Raw genomic sequence first — 18,404 nt, 5'->3', positions numbered from 1 at the left:
TACAATCAACATGAAAAATACGCTTAAAAAAATAGCATTCATCGGTTTACTTTTTTGTTTTCAGATAAATTATTCCCAATACAAATATGAGAGGGAACACCGCATTTTAAAATCTCAATTTCCAGCTTTAGCGATTGCGAACATTTATGAGAATGTAACCGACTTTAAGCGTATTAAATTTTATAAAGAGACGGATAGTACTAAAGTTAGTTATGAAGTAAAACTTAAAAAAGACAAGCTTTGGTACAGTATAGAATTTAATGAAGAAGGCATGTTAGAAGATATAGAAGTTCTAATTGAACCTACAGATGTACCCAATGATACTTATGCCAAAATAACTGACTATTTGAACAATAATTTCACAAAATATAAAATAAAAAGACTTCAACAGCAATATCCTTCAAATAAAGAACAGGTAAAGGATATTTTTAAAAACGCATTTCAAAATCTAATTCTTTCCTCTAATAATTATGAAATTATGGTTGTTGGCAAGAAAGACGAGGGCTATTTAGATTATGAAATTCTGTTTGATGCCAATGGAAACTTTAAAAAAATAAGAACTTCTCTTCCACCAAATTATGACCACGTTCTGTATTAGGGTTTGGCTTATCATTACCTTCCTATTATTTAGTGTCAACTACGTAATTTCACAAAATAGTAGCACAACATATTGGGAACCTGAAGTTGCCTTAAACTATAAACTGACCCCACTACTTAAACAGAACTTTTCTTTAACTAACCGAAATTATACCTATCGTGATAACAAGGCGCAACTTGACATACGACAAATAGAGATTGCCCATTTTTCTTCATTGGCCATTGACCCTAACAAATCTATAGGTCTAGGAATTCAATACAGGTTTAGGGAGGCATTTGAAAATACTAAGGAAAATGAACTTAGACTAACCCAACAATTCAATATCATAAAACAAACGACCAGTGCACGTTTTGGTAATAGATTTAGAATTGAGCAACGCATTCAACCCTCTAAGACTGTGCATCGTTTTAGATATCGTTTTGCTATAGATATTCCGTTAAAAGGTTTAAAAATGGATGTTGGCGAGCCCTATTTGGTAGCTACTACAGAATCTTTGATAAGCATGGGCAAAAGCGAAAAACCTATGTACGATCAACGACTTACCTCTCAAATTGGTTGGTCTATATCTCAAAACCTAAAGGCCCAACTTGGTATACAGTTTAGAATGGAAAACTATACGGAGCATACAGAACATGTGTTCCTTTTCTTGAACAGTTTGGTTATCTCAATTTAAATATTTGATGAATTCCTTTCTTGGTATTTCTTGCGCACCCATACTTTCTAAATGATCGGTATGTAGTTGACAATCTATCAACTTATAATTTTTGGACTGTAACTCTTCCGCAAGTTTGATAAAGGCGAATTTAGATGCGTTCGACGTTAAACTGAACATACTTTCGCCACAGAAAATATCACCTAAATCTACACCGTATAAACCACCCACCAATTTATTGCCTTCCCATACTTCGTATGATTTTGCAATACCCTTTTCATGTAATTTTAAATATGCATTTTTCATGTCGGTTGTAATCCATGTACCATCTTGTCCTTCCCTTGGTACTGATGAGCAATACTCCAAAACTTCTTTAAAACATGTGTTTTTGGTTAAACGAAACTGATTGCTCCGAATAACTTTGCGCATGCTTTTAGATATTTTTATTTGATGGGGATACAGAATCATTCTAGGATCAGGACTCCACCATAAAATGATCGAATCATTATCAAACCAAGGGAAAATTCCACTTTGATATGCCAAGAGCAACCGTTCTGGAGAAAGATCGCCACCAACTGCCAATAAGCCTTCTGTATTGGCACTATCTACTGGCGGAAAAATAAGTTCATCGTTCAAAAAGTACATGACTGGCCAAAGCTTTTGGTCTATTGAAAATAAATAAAGGACCTAGAACAAAAAAACTTGTTTAACTATTTAAAGCTAAACAAGTTTACTATTATAAAGACTTAACGTCCTAAAATATCTATATGTTATTCTTAGAAAGGAAGATCATCATGATCTTCTTCATTTAAATTATCCGCAGGCTCAAAAGCTTCCATTGGTGCAACCGGTGGCATACCAGCAGCTGGCGCTCCTTGAGATGCTCCTTCAATTCTCCACCCTTGAATAGAGTTGAAATATTTTACCTGTCCTTGAGGGTTTGTCCATTCCCTACCTCTAAGGTTAATGCTCACTTTTACATCTTGGCCTACGCCATAGTTGTTCAATAAATCACATTTATCTTGAACAAACTCTATCATTATATGTTGTGGATACTGCTCATCTGTAGTAACTACCAATTCTCTTTTTCTAAAGCCATTAGACCCAAAAGTTTGGGTTTCTCCTATCAATTTTACTTTACCTTCTATTTCCATCTTGAACTCTTTTTACAATAGAGTCCAAAAATACATAAAATGATGTTGTTATAAAACAGACTACAACGATAACCACACAACAATTATTCACAATTAGGGTTATCTTTAGTATTAGATAACTATTGGATGAACTTTATTCCTAAAAACAAAATTTCCAACATTTTTCTATTGATAGGCTCCTTTCTAGTTGTGAGCCTTATCTTATGGAATACCAATAGCTTTTTTAAACAATTTAAAGAAGAAGAACGCCTTAAAATGGAAATTTGGGCCACCGCCCAATCAGAATTTCTACAATCTTCAGAAACCGTTGATTTAGGCAGTTTGCATTTAAAGGTTTTTCAGAATAACACCTCTACCCCAATGATTCTTATCAACAAGGACAAATCGATAAGGGTCAACAACTTTCCTCCTAATAAATTAAAGGACTCTGCATACATTCAAAGCCAACTTCGAAAATTTAAGAATGAAAACACACCGATCTCTATAGATCAGCAAGGTGAACATTTGGCTACTTTATATTATGGAAATTCTGACGTCTTAACCAAACTCAAATATTATCCTATTGCCTTACTCCTTATTATTTTTCTTTTTGCAGCGGTTATCTATTTTTTGTTCAGAACCAACAAAGCCTCTGAACAGAATAAATTATGGGCAGGTATGGCAAAAGAAACCGCACACCAAATAGGCACACCACTTTCTTCTCTTTTGGGCTGGAACGAGCTTTTAAAATCTGAGGCCATTAACCCAAGCATAACCAAAGAAATAGAAAAGGATATTGATAGATTGCAAACTATTACAGAGCGTTTCTCTAAAATTGGTTCTTTACCAAAACTGGTAGAAAGTGATATTGTAAAAGAAACGAAAGATGCTTTTGAGTACTTAAAGCGAAGAAGTTCAAAACTGATTCATTTTTCATTTAGTACAAAAGTGGATCACCTACCGGTAATGTTAAACAGTTCATTGTACAATTGGACCATAGAAAATTTAGTTAAAAACGGAATTGACGCCATGAGAGGCAAAGGCAGTATTGCCATAGAATTAGTTCAAGATCATAAATATGTAAACATTTTAATAGCCGATACAGGGCATGGAATTTCAAAAAGCAACTATAATAGTATCTTTACACCCGGTTTCACCTCAAAAAAGAGAGGTTGGGGCTTAGGACTTTCTTTGGTTAAGCGTATTGTTGAAGAATATCATGACGGTAAAATAAAAGTATTATCATCTGGCAAAGAAGGAACTATAATGCAAATTTCTTTAAAAGTGTCTCAATAATTATGGCCAAGGAAAAATTAGAAGTTATTAAAGAAGCCAAACTAACGAATAACTGTCCGGAGTGTTTTAATCAGGATTTAAGTCTTACTTTTTATCAAAAACACACCTACGGTAGCTTTTTTCATAAAATTACTGGAGACCTCAGCAATAAATTAGTCTGTAATACTTGCCACACCACAATCTACCCAGTAAGTTGGACGGATGATATAGAGCGTATGTTCAACTATTATCAAAAAACGGCTGTTCCAGCCAAAAAATCATCTCAACCAACACTATTTTTTTATGGACTTTTGTTAGCTATGATTGCCTTGGTAGCAGGAGCTATTTACCTTTTTATTTCTGGTGCCATTTAAATCTTAGCTCCAATTTCCTGGGCCAGTTCTGCCAACTCTTCATTACTTAGCTTAACCTTGTGTTGAAAAGTTGCATCTTTCATTTCGTTCAACGGAATTAAATGAACATGCACATGCGGTACTTCTAACCCAATAACAGACATGCCAATTCGCTTACATTCAACAGTTTTTTCCAGCGCCTTGCCCACTTTTCTTGAAAATGACATGAGACCAAGGTACGTTTTCTCATCCAAGTCCAATATTTTATTTACCTCTTTTTTAGGTATACACAAGGTGTGCCCTTTAGCGTTTGGGTTGATATCCAAGAATGCTAAGAAATTTTCATCTTCCGCTACTTTAAAGCATGGTATTTCACCATTTATGATCTTGGTAAAAATCGTTGGCATAGTCGTTTGCTATTTAATGGAAATTAAAAAATCCTACCCTTTTAAAAAGGATAGGATTAAATATAGTTATTTAAAAATTTTAAGCTCTTGTTATTTCAAGAATTTCAAATTTTATTGCTCCGCTAGGAACAGTAATTTCAGCAGTATCTCCCACTTTTTTACCTAAAAGTCCTTTGCCAATTGGTGAGCTTACAGATATTTTGCCCGTTTTAAGGTCCGCCTCACTTTCCGCTACCAATTTATAGCTCATTTCCATGCCATTGTTTTGATTTTTTAACTTCACGGTAGAAAGTACCAGAACCTTAGAGGTATCTAATTGCGACTCATCAATTATACGTGCATTGGCCACGGTGTTTTCCATCTTGGAAATTTTCATTTCCAAAAGACCCTGTGCTTCTTTGGCAGCGTCATATTCTGCGTTTTCTGACAAATCTCCTTTATCCCTTGCCTCTGCAATTGCTTGAGATGCCTTTGGGCGTTCAACATCACGTAAATGATTTAGTTCTGCCTTAAGTTTTTTTAACCCTTCGACAGTATAGTATGATATGTTACTCATAACTTCCTCGTTTTATAAATAGACAAATCCTCTGCAAATGCCTGTTAATTCGGCTTTTTAAGAGAGGATTTAACACAAATATACATAATTTTTACGCACATTTGCTGAAGTTTTTTAAAACTAAATTTTAACCATGATAAAGAGATTAAGCATCGTAATTCTATTGATTATCACCGCTTGCAGTAATGATGGTACAAACAGAAATCCGTATTTACAGGAAATCAATTTTCGTTTTGAAGCTAATTTAAACCTGCCTTTATATAGTCCTCTTACAAATATTGGTAGTGCGATCTATATTCCAAGTGATCTTGCCGGCACAAGAGGTGTTTTTGTAATTCAATCAAGCATTAATCAATTTAGAGCTTTTGAAGGTAGCTGCCCAAATCACGCCCCTAATGATTGCTCTACAATGGTGTTGAACGGGCAAACTGTTACTTGTTCTTGCGAAGATTTTGAATACCTTCTATTTACGGGTCAACTGTTTAATAGACCCGAGGATGAAAATCGCTATTATGATATGTTAGAATATCGTGCAGTTTTAAGTGGTGGCAGCGTAATAATCTCTAATTAAGCATTATTCTTCAGCGCGGTATTTCTCCATTATTTCCTTGAACAGCTCACCTGTACTTGGTGGTGTATACGATATTGCATTTGCCCCGGCATCTATTGCTGCAACTATAGAATCGTCAGATTTTCCACCCGTGGCAATGATGGCGACCTTATCATTTAAATCCCTAATTTTTTTAATGATATCTGCAGTTTTAGCTGCGCCGGACACATTGAATATATCTACACCTGCATCTATTCTACCTTTAATATCATCTTTTTCCGAAACCACCGTAATGGTTACCGGTATATCAATTTTTTCCTTGAGCATGGTTATAAGGCTGTTAGGGGTAGGCTTATTTAAAACCACCCCTAAAGCACCTTGAAATTCTGCATGTATTGCCAACTCTAAAGACCGTACCCCGGTTGTTAATCCGCCACCGACCCCACAAAATATAGGTTTGTCGGCAGCCAATATCAAAGCATTTGATATTACCGGTTGCGGTGTAAACGGATATACCGCTATAATTGCATTGGCATTGGTATTTCTTATAATAGCTACGTCAGTACAAAATAAAAACGACTTTATAGATTGCCCAAAAACACGAATGCCAGAGCATTGAGAAATGACCTCTGGCACCGTTACTATATTGTTTCTTAACCTACTGCCAAAAACTGGAATGTTGCGCTCCATAAACCTGAGAATTAGTCTCCTAATTTAGATTATTCCACTATGCGCCTTACATTCTCAACAAATATTTAAGACAACTTTATATCTTTCTATTATCAATTAAAAATTCACTGTTGCACCTAATAAAAAGTTAGTTCCTGCTTGTGGATAATAACCCTGCACTTCAAATGAATTACCAGGTGTAGACCAACTATCTACATAAGTATACCCGTTAGAAACATACTTTTCATTGAAGATGTTATTTACCAAACCTGAAAACACGATAGACTTTACAATGCTATTCATGTTGATCTCATAAGTAATATTGAAATCTGTGGTAAAATAAGAGTCTAGCTTAGATGCTTCTGTATCTGTATTGCTTAGATATTGCTCACCTACGAACTTTGAATACAGCGAAATATTCATAGCATCACATGGCATATAACTAAGAACGTTACCCGCCACCAAGCCCGGAGAGTAAGCAATGTTGGTATCTCCTAAACCTTGTAGCATACCATCTCTATCAATAAAGAAATCTTTGTTCTTATTTTGACTGATGGCTATGTTAGGCCTTAGGTTGAATTTTTCACCCAATATTATATTTGCATCAACTTCCAAACCTAGCCTGTAACTATCGCCAATATTTTCCCTTAATGGTGCACCAACGTCATTTAACTCACCAGTAACCACTAACTGATCTTTATAGTTCATGTAATATACATTGGTATTTACTTGAACTGAAGGAGAAACGTATCTCCATCCCAATTCAAAATCATTTAGTTTCTCAGGTTTTGGATTACCATTTTCATAATCGTTCCTATTGGGCTCCCTATTAGCTACCGCATAAGACAAGTAAAAATTATTATTGGCATTAAGATCAAAGGTTACTCCTGCCTTTGGATTGAAAAAATTGAACGTATCATCAACAAGACCGGTATCTTCCCCGTTTGCTTTATACCCAACTGTTCTATATTGAACATCTCCATACAATGACCACTGATCTGTTAATTGATAATTTGCCTTTGTGTATAAGTTAAAATCTGTTTTAGACGAACTATCATCATAGTACCGATCTTTGTAACTACTATTACTAGCATATCTAGCCCAGATTACCTCTCCAAAATGATCGCCTTCGTATTTATTAAGACCACCACCTATTATTAAATCTAACTTTTCTTTCTTGTAATTCGCAGAAAAAACAGTTCCGTAGAAATCATTATCCAACCAACGTCTTCTAATTAAATCAGTAGTATTCACTTCTTCACCATCTACAATCAGTGGCTCAAAACCATAGGTAGAAAAATCATCGGCTTCTCTATACTGCTCAAAATAACCTCTTCCTCTTGTATAGTGCAACGCAATATTTGTACTCCAAAAATCAGAAATCTGTTCGTTCCATAATAATTGTGCATGGTCTTGCTTGTAATTATCCACTTCATTATCATAAAACTGGGTATTACCATCTAAATCAGTATAAATACCTGAAGGATTAAAAGTTCTATTATCCCTCAAAGTTTGACCATCTATACCGTACCAAGCTTGGTACGTAATTTCATGGCCCCCAAACATCAATGCCTTGATCAAAGTATTGTCATCTTTATAAGCCGCTTGTAAAAAATAAGATTCCAAATCCGATCTTGCTCTATCTATATAACCATCTGATTTAATTTTAGATAGTCTACCTGAAATTTCCACATGATCATTTAATAATCCGGTACTAAACTTTAAATTATTTCTTAACGTACCATAGCTACCTATAGAAGTTGATATTTGACCATACGCGTCTTGTGAAAAACCGTCTGTCAACAAGTTTAAACTTGCCCCAAAAGCACCTGCACCATTGGTAGATGTACCTACACCACGTTGCAATTGCAAACTCTCAGTTGAAGAAGCAAAATCTGGCATATTGACCCAAAATGTACCTTGTGACTCGGCATCGTTATAAGGTATTCCGTTAATGGTCACATTTACACGTGTAGCATCACTACCTCTTACTCTAAGCCCAGTATAACCTACACCGGCACCAGCATCTGTAGTAGTTACCACAGATGGTAAAAAGTTCATTAATACAGGAATGTCCTGCCCAAGGTTTCTTGGTTTAATTTCCTCTTTTGTAAGATTTGAAAATGTAACCGGAGATTGCTTGGTTACCCTTACCGCAGAGACGAACACTTCGTCTAAGACTACTTTTTGACCCTCTAGAGAATCAGTTACTTGTTCTTGGGCACTAACTCCAAGACTAAACGCAAAAAACGCCGCAATTGTGAAAATAGTAAGTTTCATTCGTAAATTAAATACGAATAAAAGGGGCTATTATTCTAAATAAAAATTGATTTTGCCTATTTAAAGACTTTGTTTTCCAAAATGAAGTCAGCCATTACGCTGGCTGGCCCCTCGCTAAAAATGTCCACCGGACATTTTTTTAACGCTCGGTCCCTTGGCAGCATTACCCGCCCAGGTTCTTTGGGTATAATCTCAGCTTTGTCCTAAAAAATATTAGGATTTTGGCACCCCTTTGAGATGCCGCAAATGTAATGCAGTAATTTTAACTCTCATAAATAAATCTGAAAAAATAACATCTTGTTTAATTAACATCATTTTAGAACTTATTATCCCTGTTTTGTCGTATTTAAATATACATTTCAATCTGTCTTTACTATACAATTAGAAATATTACATGGATTCCAAGAAAAACAAGTTCACCCTTAAAATTACTATTAGCTACTTGCTTTTGGTCATATTGGGCATTATTGCATCATACTATATCTATACGGAGGTTCAAGAATACATTGCTACTGAAAACACAACGGAAAAAGACAACAAATTACTTAAAACAAACTCCTTTTTAGCCCAATTATATGAAGCAGAAAGTCTCTCTAAACTTGCATTGCAAACCAAAAGTAGAATTAATTTTAGCGCCTATGAGAACAAAATAGACTCCATACGCACCAATATTCAAGAAATAAAAACGCTAACGGACAGTGAATATCAACACAACCTTTTAGACAGCCTTAGCACACTTTTAGATAAAAAAGTGACAAATATTAATGCCTTAAGAGCCATTAGACTTAAGGACCAAACAGGGACCGCTATAAATTCTGCACTAGCGGAATTTGATAAGTTAGAGGAATCTTTAGGAATTATTAAACCGGAAGGCTTAGCTCCTAATTTAGAAGAACTTTCACCCAAGGCCCAAAGTACCATAAAAAAGGTTGCGGATTATCTTAATGCCAATGTCCCCACAAACAGTAATTCACAAAGCAATACACAGACTATGGACAGTGTTCTACAAGTCTCTAAAAATCTATTGAAAGATGTTAAACAGGAAAATGCCATAAACGAAAACACCTTGGCCATTAGAGAGACCAATATCAATAAAACCGATCTTGAACTTTCGCAGCAGTTACGTACCATCCTCTCTTCATTTGAACAAGAGATTATTACCAACAGCATCAACAACTCCATTAAAAAGGAGACCTTGTTAAAAAGAAGTATTCGCCTTGCCGTTATTGCAGCAATACTCGGTTTTCTAGTGGTTGGTATTTTTACTTTTATTATAAATAGAGATTTCTGGAAAGCAAATGTATACAGAGAGAAACTTGAAAAAGAGAAGGCCTACTCTGACTCTTTATTAAAAAGTAGGGAACAATTGATTGCAACGGTAAGTCATGATTTACGCACCCCATTAAACACTATAAGCGGTTACACTAATATTATAGAGGAAAATGACCATGGAACCGTTAATAAAAAGCATATTGACCAAATAAAATCCGCTACCACATATGTGAACAATCTGGTAAACGATTTGCTAGATTTTTCTCAATTGGAGGCCGGTAAAATGGTAGTCAAAAAATCTACTTTTGAGGTAAATGACTTAATTTCCGAAACTGCTAATAGTATTGCCGCACAGTATACAGCCAAGGATATTGATTTAATTCTTCATTTAGATGAGTCTTTAGAACATCCTGTTATTTCAGATGCTTTTCGATTACGTCAAATTATTACAAATTTACTGGGCAATGCCTATAAGTTTACCGATAAAGGCTCTATCACCTTAACGGGCAATATCATTGAAAAACAAAAAACAAAACAACTTTTCCTGAAAATTTCCGATACCGGCATAGGGATATCAAAAGAGAAGCAAAAACTGATCTTTAAAGAATTTACACAGGCAGAAAACGATACCGACAAAAAGTACGGCGGTTATGGATTAGGACTCACCATTACCAAAAAACTTACCGAATTGTTAGGCGGTACAATCTCGCTTGACAGCAATTTGAACAAAGGCAGCACCTTTACACTTAAAATACCTATTGCTTATGGTGAAAAATCATCTGTTGAAACAAAAATCGCTTTAAAACCGGATAGGTTAAAAATTATTGTTTTTGATGATGACACTTCGTTTTTGAAACTAATTGGGGAAATGCTAAAGTCAGCCGGAATAGAAGTTTTACTTTTTACCGATTTCAATGCTTTTCAACCCGATTCAGATTTTAAATTCAATATGGTTTTGACCGATATTGAAATGCCTACGGTCTCTGGCTATGACATTGTTGACCAACTTAAATCAGGAACATTAAAATATTATGAAAATCAACCCATTTTAGCGATGACCGGAAGACGAGATCTTACGGTAGATCACTTTATGGAAAAAGGATTTACTGGACTAATCCGAAAACCATTTTCAAAAACCGATCTTTTACAAAAACTAAACAACATGTTTGAAATGGACTTTGAACATACTCATGAAAAACCTTTCATTTCTAGAAATAACAACGAAAACCTTTACAGTTTAGAAACCATTGAACTCTTTCTAGGAAAAGACAAAACCGCTATTGACGAGGTTTTGCTGACATTTAAAAATGATACAGGGAAAAATTTACATGAATTAAAATTAGCGGTAGCTACAAACAATATTGCTCAAATAAATAGTTCTGCTCATAGAATGCTACCTATGTTCAGGCAATTGCATGTGAACCAAATTGTACCCAATTTAGAAACTTTTGAAACCCTGAAAAAAAATGATTTAACCCACAAATCAATATCAGAAATATACGCGAAGCTGGAGCAAGAAATATGCGATGTTATAGAAGCAATTTCACAGGAAATCTCTACAGGTCTAAATCATAATAGTTAATTCTATTATACAGCGTTTTTCTGGTTACTTGTAATAACTTGGCCGCTTTAGACTTGTTGTAATTAGTACGTTTTAAAGCATTAACAATTTGTTCTTTTTCAAAATCTGCCTTAGAGACGCTACCTAAGTCGATTCTTTCCGGCTTTGACTCCATGAGCTCTTCTGGCAAAGTATTCACTTGTACCTCATTGGTGGTAGTCAATAACACTGCACGTTGAATAACATTCTGCAATTCCCTTATATTACCTGGCCAGTGGTATGTATTAAAAACATTCCACACCTCATCTGAAAAATCAAGAATCTGCTTGTTTAATTTTTGGTTGAACTTTTTCAAAAAATGAGATGCTAGCACAGCTAAGTCTCCCTGCCTGTCTTTTAAAGCAGGTATTTGAAGGGAAAACTCATTTAACCTATGATATAGATCTTCTCTAAAATTACCTTTTTCCACTGCTGCTTTTAAATCTTCATTGGTGGCCGATAAAATTCTGACATTAACCTCCACTTCAGTATTGCTACCGATCCTTTTAATTTTACGCTCTTGTAAAGCTCTTAATAGTTGTATTTGATTCTCATAAGAAAGATTACCAACTTCATCTAAAAACAAGGTTCCCCCATTTGCCGCTTCAAAACTTCCTATTTTATCGGCTATAGCTCCAGTAAAACTTCCTTTCAAATGACCAAAAAATTCACTAGCGGCAAGTTCTTTTGGTATTGCCCCACAGTCTAGCGCTATAAACGGTTTTTCTTTACGATTGCTTTTTTGATGAATTGCTTTAGCCGTAACCTCTTTCCCAGTGCCACTCTCACCAATAATTAAAACAGACATGTCTGTAGGTGCCACCAAGGCAATATGTTCATCTAATTTTTGCGCAGCTTCACTAATTAACTCCAAGTCATTAGAACTTGACGACTTATTTTCATTTTCTACAGTTGATTTTGAGTCTTTTTTTGTTGTAATAGCCGTTTCTTTGGAAGTAATTGGTTTAGCGTGTAATGCACCATCAATTACAGCTAACATTTGATCTGGCGTAAATGGTTTTGAAATATAATCATACGCACCCATTTTCATGGCTTTAACTGCGGTAGATACTTCCGCATAACCCGTCATTACTATTACCGGAATACTGTCCTTTAGTTGAGAAACGAGTTTAATGCCATCATAATCCGGTAAACGCAGATCTGTAATTACTAATTGAAAATTTTGCTCTTTGAGTTGATTTTCACCATCTAACCCGGTCTGACTTACCACAATGTCAAAACCATTTCTTTCCAAAAATTTTTTTAGCATTTGAGCAAAAGAAGTATCGTCTTCTAAAATTAAAATTTTGGACATAGTAAGTTTGGTATTCTAAGTATTTACGTAAAAATACCATAAGACGACTATTTGTATTTTAAAATTATCATAAAGCTTATTTAATCAATTCGATAGAGCAAAAAAAAAGGAAAGAATAGCACTTAGCTATCCTTTCCTGACCAAACCAACTTGAACAAACAAGTTTCTCTATAATTACATATCTATCCAATTCCCATTTTCATCCGCATATACGGTTCCTTGTGTTCCATCTTCAAGAGACAATATCAACTTATACTGTTTCTCACTGTTCGTATATGCTTTATCTAGACTAGCAGTCGGGAAATTCTTAGCTACTGCATCTGATACTGCTTGAGGAACTTCTGCTACTGAAATTTCCTTAAAATCATCGGCCACGACCAACGTTTCATTTATTTGATTATGTTGGATTCCGTTTTCTGCCATTAATACATCTTGTGCGCTCATTGTAAAACCACCTAATGTCAATGCTCCTAATAAAAATAAAGTCTTCATCTTTCTAATATTTAAGTTAATACTACTTTTCAATACTATTAACTAAGAAAAAAGAATGCCAGTAAACCAATAGACAATAATGTTACTGATTATCAGGTATTTATGTGATTTAAGTTTTATGTGTAGTTGGGTAAAATTGTATCTAATAATTTCTTCTGTGTAATTTTTACTCAATTTATCTATTACTTGAGATAAAATTGCTTTCCTGCAATGAGGACAAAAAAAAAGGAGCTGCAAATTGCAGCCCCCCTCAAACCACCTATCAAACTCTTGTCTTAAAATTTTAAATCAACACCTCAATCAATTCAACAACAACTAAAATTGGGCAATGCTAATCCGGGGGATTATTTCAACTACAATTATTTGGTGGCACTTTCATAGTTAACGGTTAGTGTTTACGCGAAAGTGATATTTTAATCATTTATTTCTCTAAACATAGTTTTGATATGACACTTAACGAAAAAATCAGAACTGTGCTTAAGACTAAAATAAATACTAATGTGACCATTGTTTCATAACTTGCTTCACTTATTTAGACACAACATTTTTTGATAGGTCACATTTTAAATAAAAAAAAACCGCATTTAGCAGTTTTTTTTTATTTCCGTCTGTAATGCAGACTATCTTTTGTTGATCCAATTACCGTACTGGTCTATATATACGGTCTTTCTTGTTCCGCTTTTAAGTACCATGATCAATTTGAACTCTCCTTTATCATTTTTAAAAGCACCCCCAAGTTTAGATGTTGGGTATTGCTTTAATATTTCTTCAATAACCGGCGGGGTTAATTCGCTAGATTTTATTTTTACGTACTCATCTGTTATGATAGTAATTTCTTCTTCTATAAAATTTGAACCAGTCATTGCTGAACTGTTCAATGTTATTCCTAAAATCAAGAATACCAATAATGCGTAATTCTTCATGCCAATGTTTTAATCGTTAATAACTCTACTTCTATAATTATTTACGGAAGAATCTGACATATGGATTATCCATTGCCATTATTTAAAGGCGCTAAACTGAAAAAAGCTGCCTAGGCAGCTTTTTACAAACAACTAACTCAAACTTATAATTTCTACATTTCTAACCAGTTACCTTCTTCATCTGCATACAACACTACAGAAGAACCATCTTGAGAAGTAATTTCTAGTTTATAGTTATTTTCATCATCAACATATGCTTTATTCAACATTGCACCTTGGTAATCTGATGCTAGGGCATTTACAATTGGTGTAGGTAAATCTGAAGTTGCTACCTCTGTATAATCTTGAATGAATACATCTTCCATGATACCATCGTGAAATATAATTGGTGTAGCTGCAGTACCTATTGTTAAACTACCTATTGCTAAAGCTGTGGCAAAAACTAATTTTTTCATCTTTCTACGTTTTAAAATTAAACATTCTTGATAGGTATATTAGAAGAATTATGCCAACCTTGTAACTTACATGTTTTATAGATATAAATTATTGACTTACAATATCTTGTGATTTTCACGGCACTTTCTTTCCCTGTGTAAAATTGTGCAGAAACAAAAAAAGTGTGTAGAATCTACACACTTTTTTACCTTATGTAAGCATTGATAATTATGCCTGATGCGAATCTTTTAAAAGATCTACTACACTTTTTACCGGATTAAAAGTCACTAATGGAACTTCTACAAATATGGTGTTCCAAAACGCCATTGCCCCGTTCCACAAACCTGGAAGCTCAAGAGCTTTTAACTCTTTACCATCTTTAGTTTTACCCGTTATAAAACCCTGCTTTTCATCTACGAACTTCAACAGGTCATATTTCTCACCTTTATAGTTACGCACAGCACAGACCAAATCTACTGGATTAAAATGTGTAGCATTTTTTAATATGTCTGCCTGCTGCTGATCATCCATGTCTATTTGGGCAGATTCTATAATCTGTAAAGAAACTTCTCTTTTACCATTGGTTACCCAAAACGGACCGCCACCTGGCTCGCCTTCATTTTTAACCATACCGCAAACACGAATTGGTCTATTGAGCTTGTCTTTTAAAACAGCTACTTTTTCAGTGTTTGGCATTGAATCAAAATCATCTGTAAAACGAACATTTAAATTCGTTACCAAAAAGTTTCTTATTTCTTCTATTTGCGTATCATCTACATTGTCATGATCAAGTAACGCTGCATATTCAAAAGCTTTTTCCTGCTCTTTTAGTAGTACACCTGCCAAAACCTTTTTACTGTCGGCAACTGCTTTTGCATCTTTCATTACAGCAACGTTGTCTATATTCTTAATAAAAATTACATCGGCGTCCTGTTCATTTAAATTTTGGATCAAGGCACCATGACCACCTGGTCTAAACAACACAGAACCATCCTCATTTCTAAACGGTTTATTTTCCATATCTACCGCCAAGGTGTCTGTAGAAGGTTTTTGAAATGAATAGTCTACGTTATAGGAAATACCGGTATCGCCCGTTACCTTTGGTCCTGCCGCTTTAAACTCTTCCTTGAACATTTCTTCATGCTGTTCTGAAATTGTGAAATGCAGATTCGCTTTTCCGTTAGAACCGGCATATAGAGCCCCCTCTTTTAAATGTTCCTCAAAAGGAGTTGCAGTAGAAGAACCATATTTATGAAATGGCAATAATCCCTTTGGAAAAAAACCATAGTTTAAGGCATTTTCACCTAAAAGTTCCGAAATAAAACCATAAACCTTTTCTCCTTGAGAATCAGATTTTACAGCTATCCTATCCATTACTTTTTGATAAAACGGAAAGCGCTCCAATCCTTCAGAGAACTTTTTTATATCCTTGTCATTAGTTCTTGATAAATATGCATCCAAAGTCTCTTCTGCTGGATCATACGCACCTAAAAAGCTGAACAAAGCTTTGAACATTCTAGATGCCGCACCAGAAGCGGGCACAAATTTTAAAATATCAAGTCCTTTTAGTTTTGAATCATAAAATGCACTGAGTTCCTTTTCTTCAGATTCAGAAAATTTAAGAATACCATTACCTATTACGGCGGCATTCTCTAATTTAACAAAAGGTATACCCTCTTTAAATGTATTAATATGACCCAACATTGTGTCCTTAGAGATTCCTTTTCTCTCTAGTTGCTTTTGGTCTTTATCTGTAAGTTCTATCATTGCTCTAATAAGGTATCTATATGGTTAATGGCTTTATTTAAACGTTGTTTTTTGTTCCCTTTCAAGGTAATAAAATTTTTACCGTATTTTTCTAAAGTGTCCTTAAAATAATTGAACATTTGCTCCCTTTCATTTGGCTTGTCCCTTAAATCATCTGCTTCCCAAGGAATATCAATATAGGTCAATAAATAAAGGTCATATGTATTCTGCAATGCATATTTTTCTAAAATAGGATCACAATTACCTATGTAATAAGCTTCCGAATATACTTTGGTTTCCAATAAATCTGTATCGCAAATGAGAATATCCGTAGCTTTTTTGGTTAAACTGTTCTCTAAACGCATTTGCCCTTCAGCAATTGGCAGTAAGTCATGAGGTTCGCAAGTTTTACGTTCGTTGTTCCATTTATCCTGTAGATATTCCCTGGCATATTCCGGTACCCATACGGTATGGTAATGTCTTGCCAATTGCTCTGACAAGGTTGTTTTTCCAGTAGATTCCGGACCAAAAAGAACCACTTTTAAGATATCTGAAGGTTCTTGCTTATATTTTTCTTCCATGCATTATACCCGTAAAAGGCCAATATTGTAAAAATGAGATATTGAAAACTAGTAAACGTAAATCCTTTATAAAAGTATAATGGAATAGATATTAAATCTCCAATGATCCAATATATCCAATTTTCTACTTTTCTTTTGGCCATCAGCCACATACCCACAAAAAATATAGCTGTTGTTATGGTATCAACATAGGCCGTCCAGCTATTCCACTTATCAAAAAATTGGTATACGGTGAATACAAAAATAACGGTACCTATAAAAATAAAAACCGAGGTTCTATTTTCCTTTTTGGTTACTCTTGTTATTGGTGTGTAATGTTCTGCATCTACTTTTCTTGTCCATATATACCAACCATACAAACTCATAATAAAATAGTAGGCGTTGATCATCATATCGCCCAGCAACCCCCATTTTAAAAGGAGGTATACAAATATAGAAGTACTTATTAACCCCGTGGGGTATACCAAAATTTTGTTTTGTTTGGAAAACCACACCGATAACAGCCCAAAAACGACCGCTACGATCTCAAGGACAATATCTAAAGTATCATAGTCGGCATATTGACCAAAGAGATAATCAAAAATGGGGCTCATAGTCGCTTCTATCAGATTTCACTATTTTCATGAATAAAAGCCCGCGATCCATAAGTTCAAATGCTGTTTTAATTTCAGTATTCAATACGTTCATTACTTCATCATACGAACCAAATACTTGTGTACTTAGCGGGTTCTCTAAAACAGTTAAACCACAGGCACGCAGTTTTTTTATAAAATTTATAATGTGCTGTTCAAAATCGTCCTGCAATGGCGAAAATGTTAATTCTACCGATATATTCATTTATAACGCGCTATTTATATTTTAATTTATTCTCTGTTCCTTGTTGCATAAACGCAAGTGAACTGTTCAAACTCCATAAATCTAATTTTATAGTTTGATAAGTTCCCTTGAAAAATAATCTGTGCCGTGGTATTATTGGCATCGAACTTAAAATCCTGAACATTTATGTGATGCAAGAAACTAACTCCCCTATGCCCATAAATTTTATAGAGTGATTCTTTTGCTCCCCATACAATGGTCAACTTTCTAACTACGGCTGCGGTATTTGCCAATGTTTTGTATTCTTCAAAGGGTGTAAATTTATGTGCTATGCGCAAAATTTTATCACGCTGCATTTCAATATCGATACCTACATGTTCCACAGAACTTATGATGATGCCCGTAAAATTATGAGAATGTGTTATGGAAATAAACTTACCATCCTTTAAATGTGGTTTTCCATTTTCATCATAGATCAAATCGGCATCTGTATAGCCATACTTGGCAAGTAAGTGTCTTATACTCAAGAAAGCTTTTCGATGAAGCTCAGATTTCATACCATTGAACCTATTCTGGCAATATGGTGTTAGCTCAACACCTTCCCAAAGTTTATCTTCGGTCTCTTCAACCTTCCAAATGGCCAAAGAGGTTTTTTCATTTACTGTTATAGTTTTGTAAAGCGGCATGGGTTTCTTTGTGTTATTCGTACCTTTGCACGAATTAAAAATTGCTGTACACAGATAAACGAAAG

The 18,404-nt window shown here is 34.7% G+C and carries 21 protein-coding genes; 6 read left to right on the top strand and 15 right to left on the bottom strand.

From position 1 onward, the window contains the following. Positions 1-10: 10 nt before the first annotated feature. Positions 11-598, top strand: a complete 588-nt coding sequence (locus tag PXC01_RS03080; RefSeq protein ID WP_276470911.1) for a hypothetical protein — start codon at positions 11-13, stop codon at positions 596-598. Continuing rightward, positions 579-1,271, top strand: a complete 693-nt coding sequence (locus PXC01_RS03075) for a DUF2490 domain-containing protein (RefSeq protein WP_276470910.1) — start codon at positions 579-581, stop codon at positions 1,269-1,271. The genes PXC01_RS03080 and PXC01_RS03075 overlap by 20 nt, the downstream gene beginning before the upstream one ends. On the opposite strand, the gene aat is transcribed toward PXC01_RS03075, so the two are convergent. Continuing rightward, positions 1,263-1,895, bottom strand: a complete 633-nt coding sequence (gene aat, locus PXC01_RS03070; RefSeq protein ID WP_276470909.1) for a leucyl/phenylalanyl-tRNA--protein transferase — start codon at positions 1,893-1,895, stop codon at positions 1,263-1,265. The genes PXC01_RS03075 and aat overlap by 9 nt on opposite strands. Positions 1,896-2,026: 131 nt before the next feature. Beyond that, the gene (locus PXC01_RS03065) at positions 2,027-2,404 is read right to left on the bottom strand and encodes a DUF3127 domain-containing protein (protein WP_276470908.1); all 378 of its coding nucleotides are present in this window, start codon (positions 2,402-2,404) and stop codon (positions 2,027-2,029) included. A 126-nt stretch (positions 2,405-2,530) separates the two neighbouring features. Here PXC01_RS03065 and PXC01_RS03060 point away from each other — a divergent pair, with 126 nt between their 5' ends. Together PXC01_RS03060 and PXC01_RS03055 are read left to right on the top strand one after the other, a co-directional pair. Continuing rightward, a complete protein-coding gene (locus PXC01_RS03060; protein ID WP_276470907.1) occupies positions 2,531-3,679 on the top strand; it encodes a sensor histidine kinase in 1,149 nt (382 codons plus the stop codon). A gap of 2 nt (positions 3,680-3,681) precedes the next feature. Then, the gene (locus tag PXC01_RS03055) at positions 3,682-4,032 is read left to right on the top strand and encodes a hypothetical protein (protein WP_276470906.1); all 351 of its coding nucleotides are present in this window, start codon (positions 3,682-3,684) and stop codon (positions 4,030-4,032) included. Here the strand turns inward: PXC01_RS03055 and PXC01_RS03050 are convergent. Beyond that, positions 4,029-4,418 (bottom strand): HIT family protein, encoded by a 390-nt coding sequence (locus PXC01_RS03050; protein WP_276470905.1) that lies wholly within the window; start codon positions 4,416-4,418, stop codon positions 4,029-4,031. The two genes, PXC01_RS03055 and PXC01_RS03050, sit on opposite strands and share 4 nt — an antisense overlap. A gap of 79 nt (positions 4,419-4,497) precedes the next feature. Beyond that, positions 4,498-4,974 (bottom strand): transcription elongation factor GreA, encoded by a 477-nt coding sequence (gene greA, locus PXC01_RS03045; RefSeq protein WP_036157110.1) that lies wholly within the window; start codon positions 4,972-4,974, stop codon positions 4,498-4,500. A gap of 133 nt (positions 4,975-5,107) precedes the next feature. Here greA and PXC01_RS03040 point away from each other — a divergent pair, with 133 nt between their 5' ends. Continuing rightward, positions 5,108-5,545: a Rieske (2Fe-2S) protein gene (locus PXC01_RS03040; RefSeq protein WP_276470904.1), complete on the top strand. Its 438-nt coding sequence runs from the start codon at positions 5,108-5,110 to the stop codon at positions 5,543-5,545. A 3-nt stretch (positions 5,546-5,548) separates the two neighbouring features. Here PXC01_RS03040 and PXC01_RS03035 read toward each other — a convergent pair whose 3' ends face one another. Continuing rightward, positions 5,549-6,214: a hydrolase gene (locus tag PXC01_RS03035; protein ID WP_276470903.1), complete on the bottom strand. Its 666-nt coding sequence runs from the start codon at positions 6,212-6,214 to the stop codon at positions 5,549-5,551. 96 nt (positions 6,215-6,310) lie between these two features. Continuing rightward, positions 6,311-8,473: a TonB-dependent receptor gene (locus tag PXC01_RS03030; RefSeq protein ID WP_276470902.1), complete on the bottom strand. Its 2,163-nt coding sequence runs from the start codon at positions 8,471-8,473 to the stop codon at positions 6,311-6,313. Positions 8,474-8,867: 394 nt separating this feature from the next. On the opposite strand from PXC01_RS03030, the gene PXC01_RS03025 reads away from it, so the two are divergent. Then, on the top strand, positions 8,868-11,327 hold the full coding sequence (locus PXC01_RS03025; protein ID WP_276470901.1) for a hybrid sensor histidine kinase/response regulator: 2,460 nt from the start codon (positions 8,868-8,870) through the stop codon (positions 11,325-11,327). On the opposite strand, the gene PXC01_RS03020 is transcribed toward PXC01_RS03025, so the two are convergent. The 9 genes from PXC01_RS03020 to PXC01_RS02980 form a co-directional block, all read right to left on the bottom strand. Beyond that, positions 11,302-12,660: a sigma-54-dependent transcriptional regulator gene (locus PXC01_RS03020; protein WP_276470900.1), complete on the bottom strand. Its 1,359-nt coding sequence runs from the start codon at positions 12,658-12,660 to the stop codon at positions 11,302-11,304. The genes PXC01_RS03025 and PXC01_RS03020 overlap by 26 nt on opposite strands. Before the next feature lie 174 nt (positions 12,661-12,834). Next, entirely contained in the window at positions 12,835-13,152 is a 318-nt protein-coding gene (locus PXC01_RS03015) for a hypothetical protein (RefSeq protein ID WP_276470899.1), read from the bottom strand. 620 nt (positions 13,153-13,772) lie between these two features. Then, entirely contained in the window at positions 13,773-14,075 is a 303-nt protein-coding gene (locus tag PXC01_RS03010) for a hypothetical protein (protein ID WP_276470898.1), read from the bottom strand. Between the two features lie 152 nt (positions 14,076-14,227). Beyond that, on the bottom strand, positions 14,228-14,530 hold the full coding sequence (locus PXC01_RS03005) for a hypothetical protein (RefSeq protein WP_276470897.1): 303 nt from the start codon (positions 14,528-14,530) through the stop codon (positions 14,228-14,230). A 208-nt stretch (positions 14,531-14,738) separates the two neighbouring features. Then, positions 14,739-16,277 carry a DUF4301 family protein gene (locus PXC01_RS03000; RefSeq protein WP_276470896.1) on the bottom strand — a complete coding sequence of 513 codons (1,539 nt, stop codon included), beginning with the start codon at positions 16,275-16,277 and terminating at the stop codon, positions 14,739-14,741. Beyond that, positions 16,274-16,837 carry an ATP-binding protein gene (locus PXC01_RS02995; RefSeq protein WP_276470895.1) on the bottom strand — a complete coding sequence of 188 codons (564 nt, stop codon included), beginning with the start codon at positions 16,835-16,837 and terminating at the stop codon, positions 16,274-16,276. The genes PXC01_RS03000 and PXC01_RS02995 overlap by 4 nt, the downstream gene beginning before the upstream one ends. Then, on the bottom strand, positions 16,798-17,430 hold the full coding sequence (gene pnuC / locus PXC01_RS02990; RefSeq protein WP_276470894.1) for a nicotinamide riboside transporter PnuC: 633 nt from the start codon (positions 17,428-17,430) through the stop codon (positions 16,798-16,800). Before pnuC ends, PXC01_RS02995 begins: the two co-directional genes overlap by 40 nt. Beyond that, positions 17,414-17,674 carry a hypothetical protein gene (locus PXC01_RS02985; protein WP_276470893.1) on the bottom strand — a complete coding sequence of 87 codons (261 nt, stop codon included), beginning with the start codon at positions 17,672-17,674 and terminating at the stop codon, positions 17,414-17,416. Before PXC01_RS02985 ends, pnuC begins: the two co-directional genes overlap by 17 nt. 26 nt (positions 17,675-17,700) lie before the next feature. After that, positions 17,701-18,339 (bottom strand): 4'-phosphopantetheinyl transferase family protein, encoded by a 639-nt coding sequence (locus PXC01_RS02980; protein ID WP_276470892.1) that lies wholly within the window; start codon positions 18,337-18,339, stop codon positions 17,701-17,703. Positions 18,340-18,404 lie beyond the last annotated feature (65 nt).

Origin of the sequence: Maribacter huludaoensis (genome assembly GCF_029350945.1) — a bacterium.
Classification (GTDB): Bacteria; Bacteroidota; Bacteroidia; order Flavobacteriales; family Flavobacteriaceae; genus Maribacter; species Maribacter huludaoensis.
This window is presented reverse-complemented; position numbering and strand designations above follow the sequence as displayed.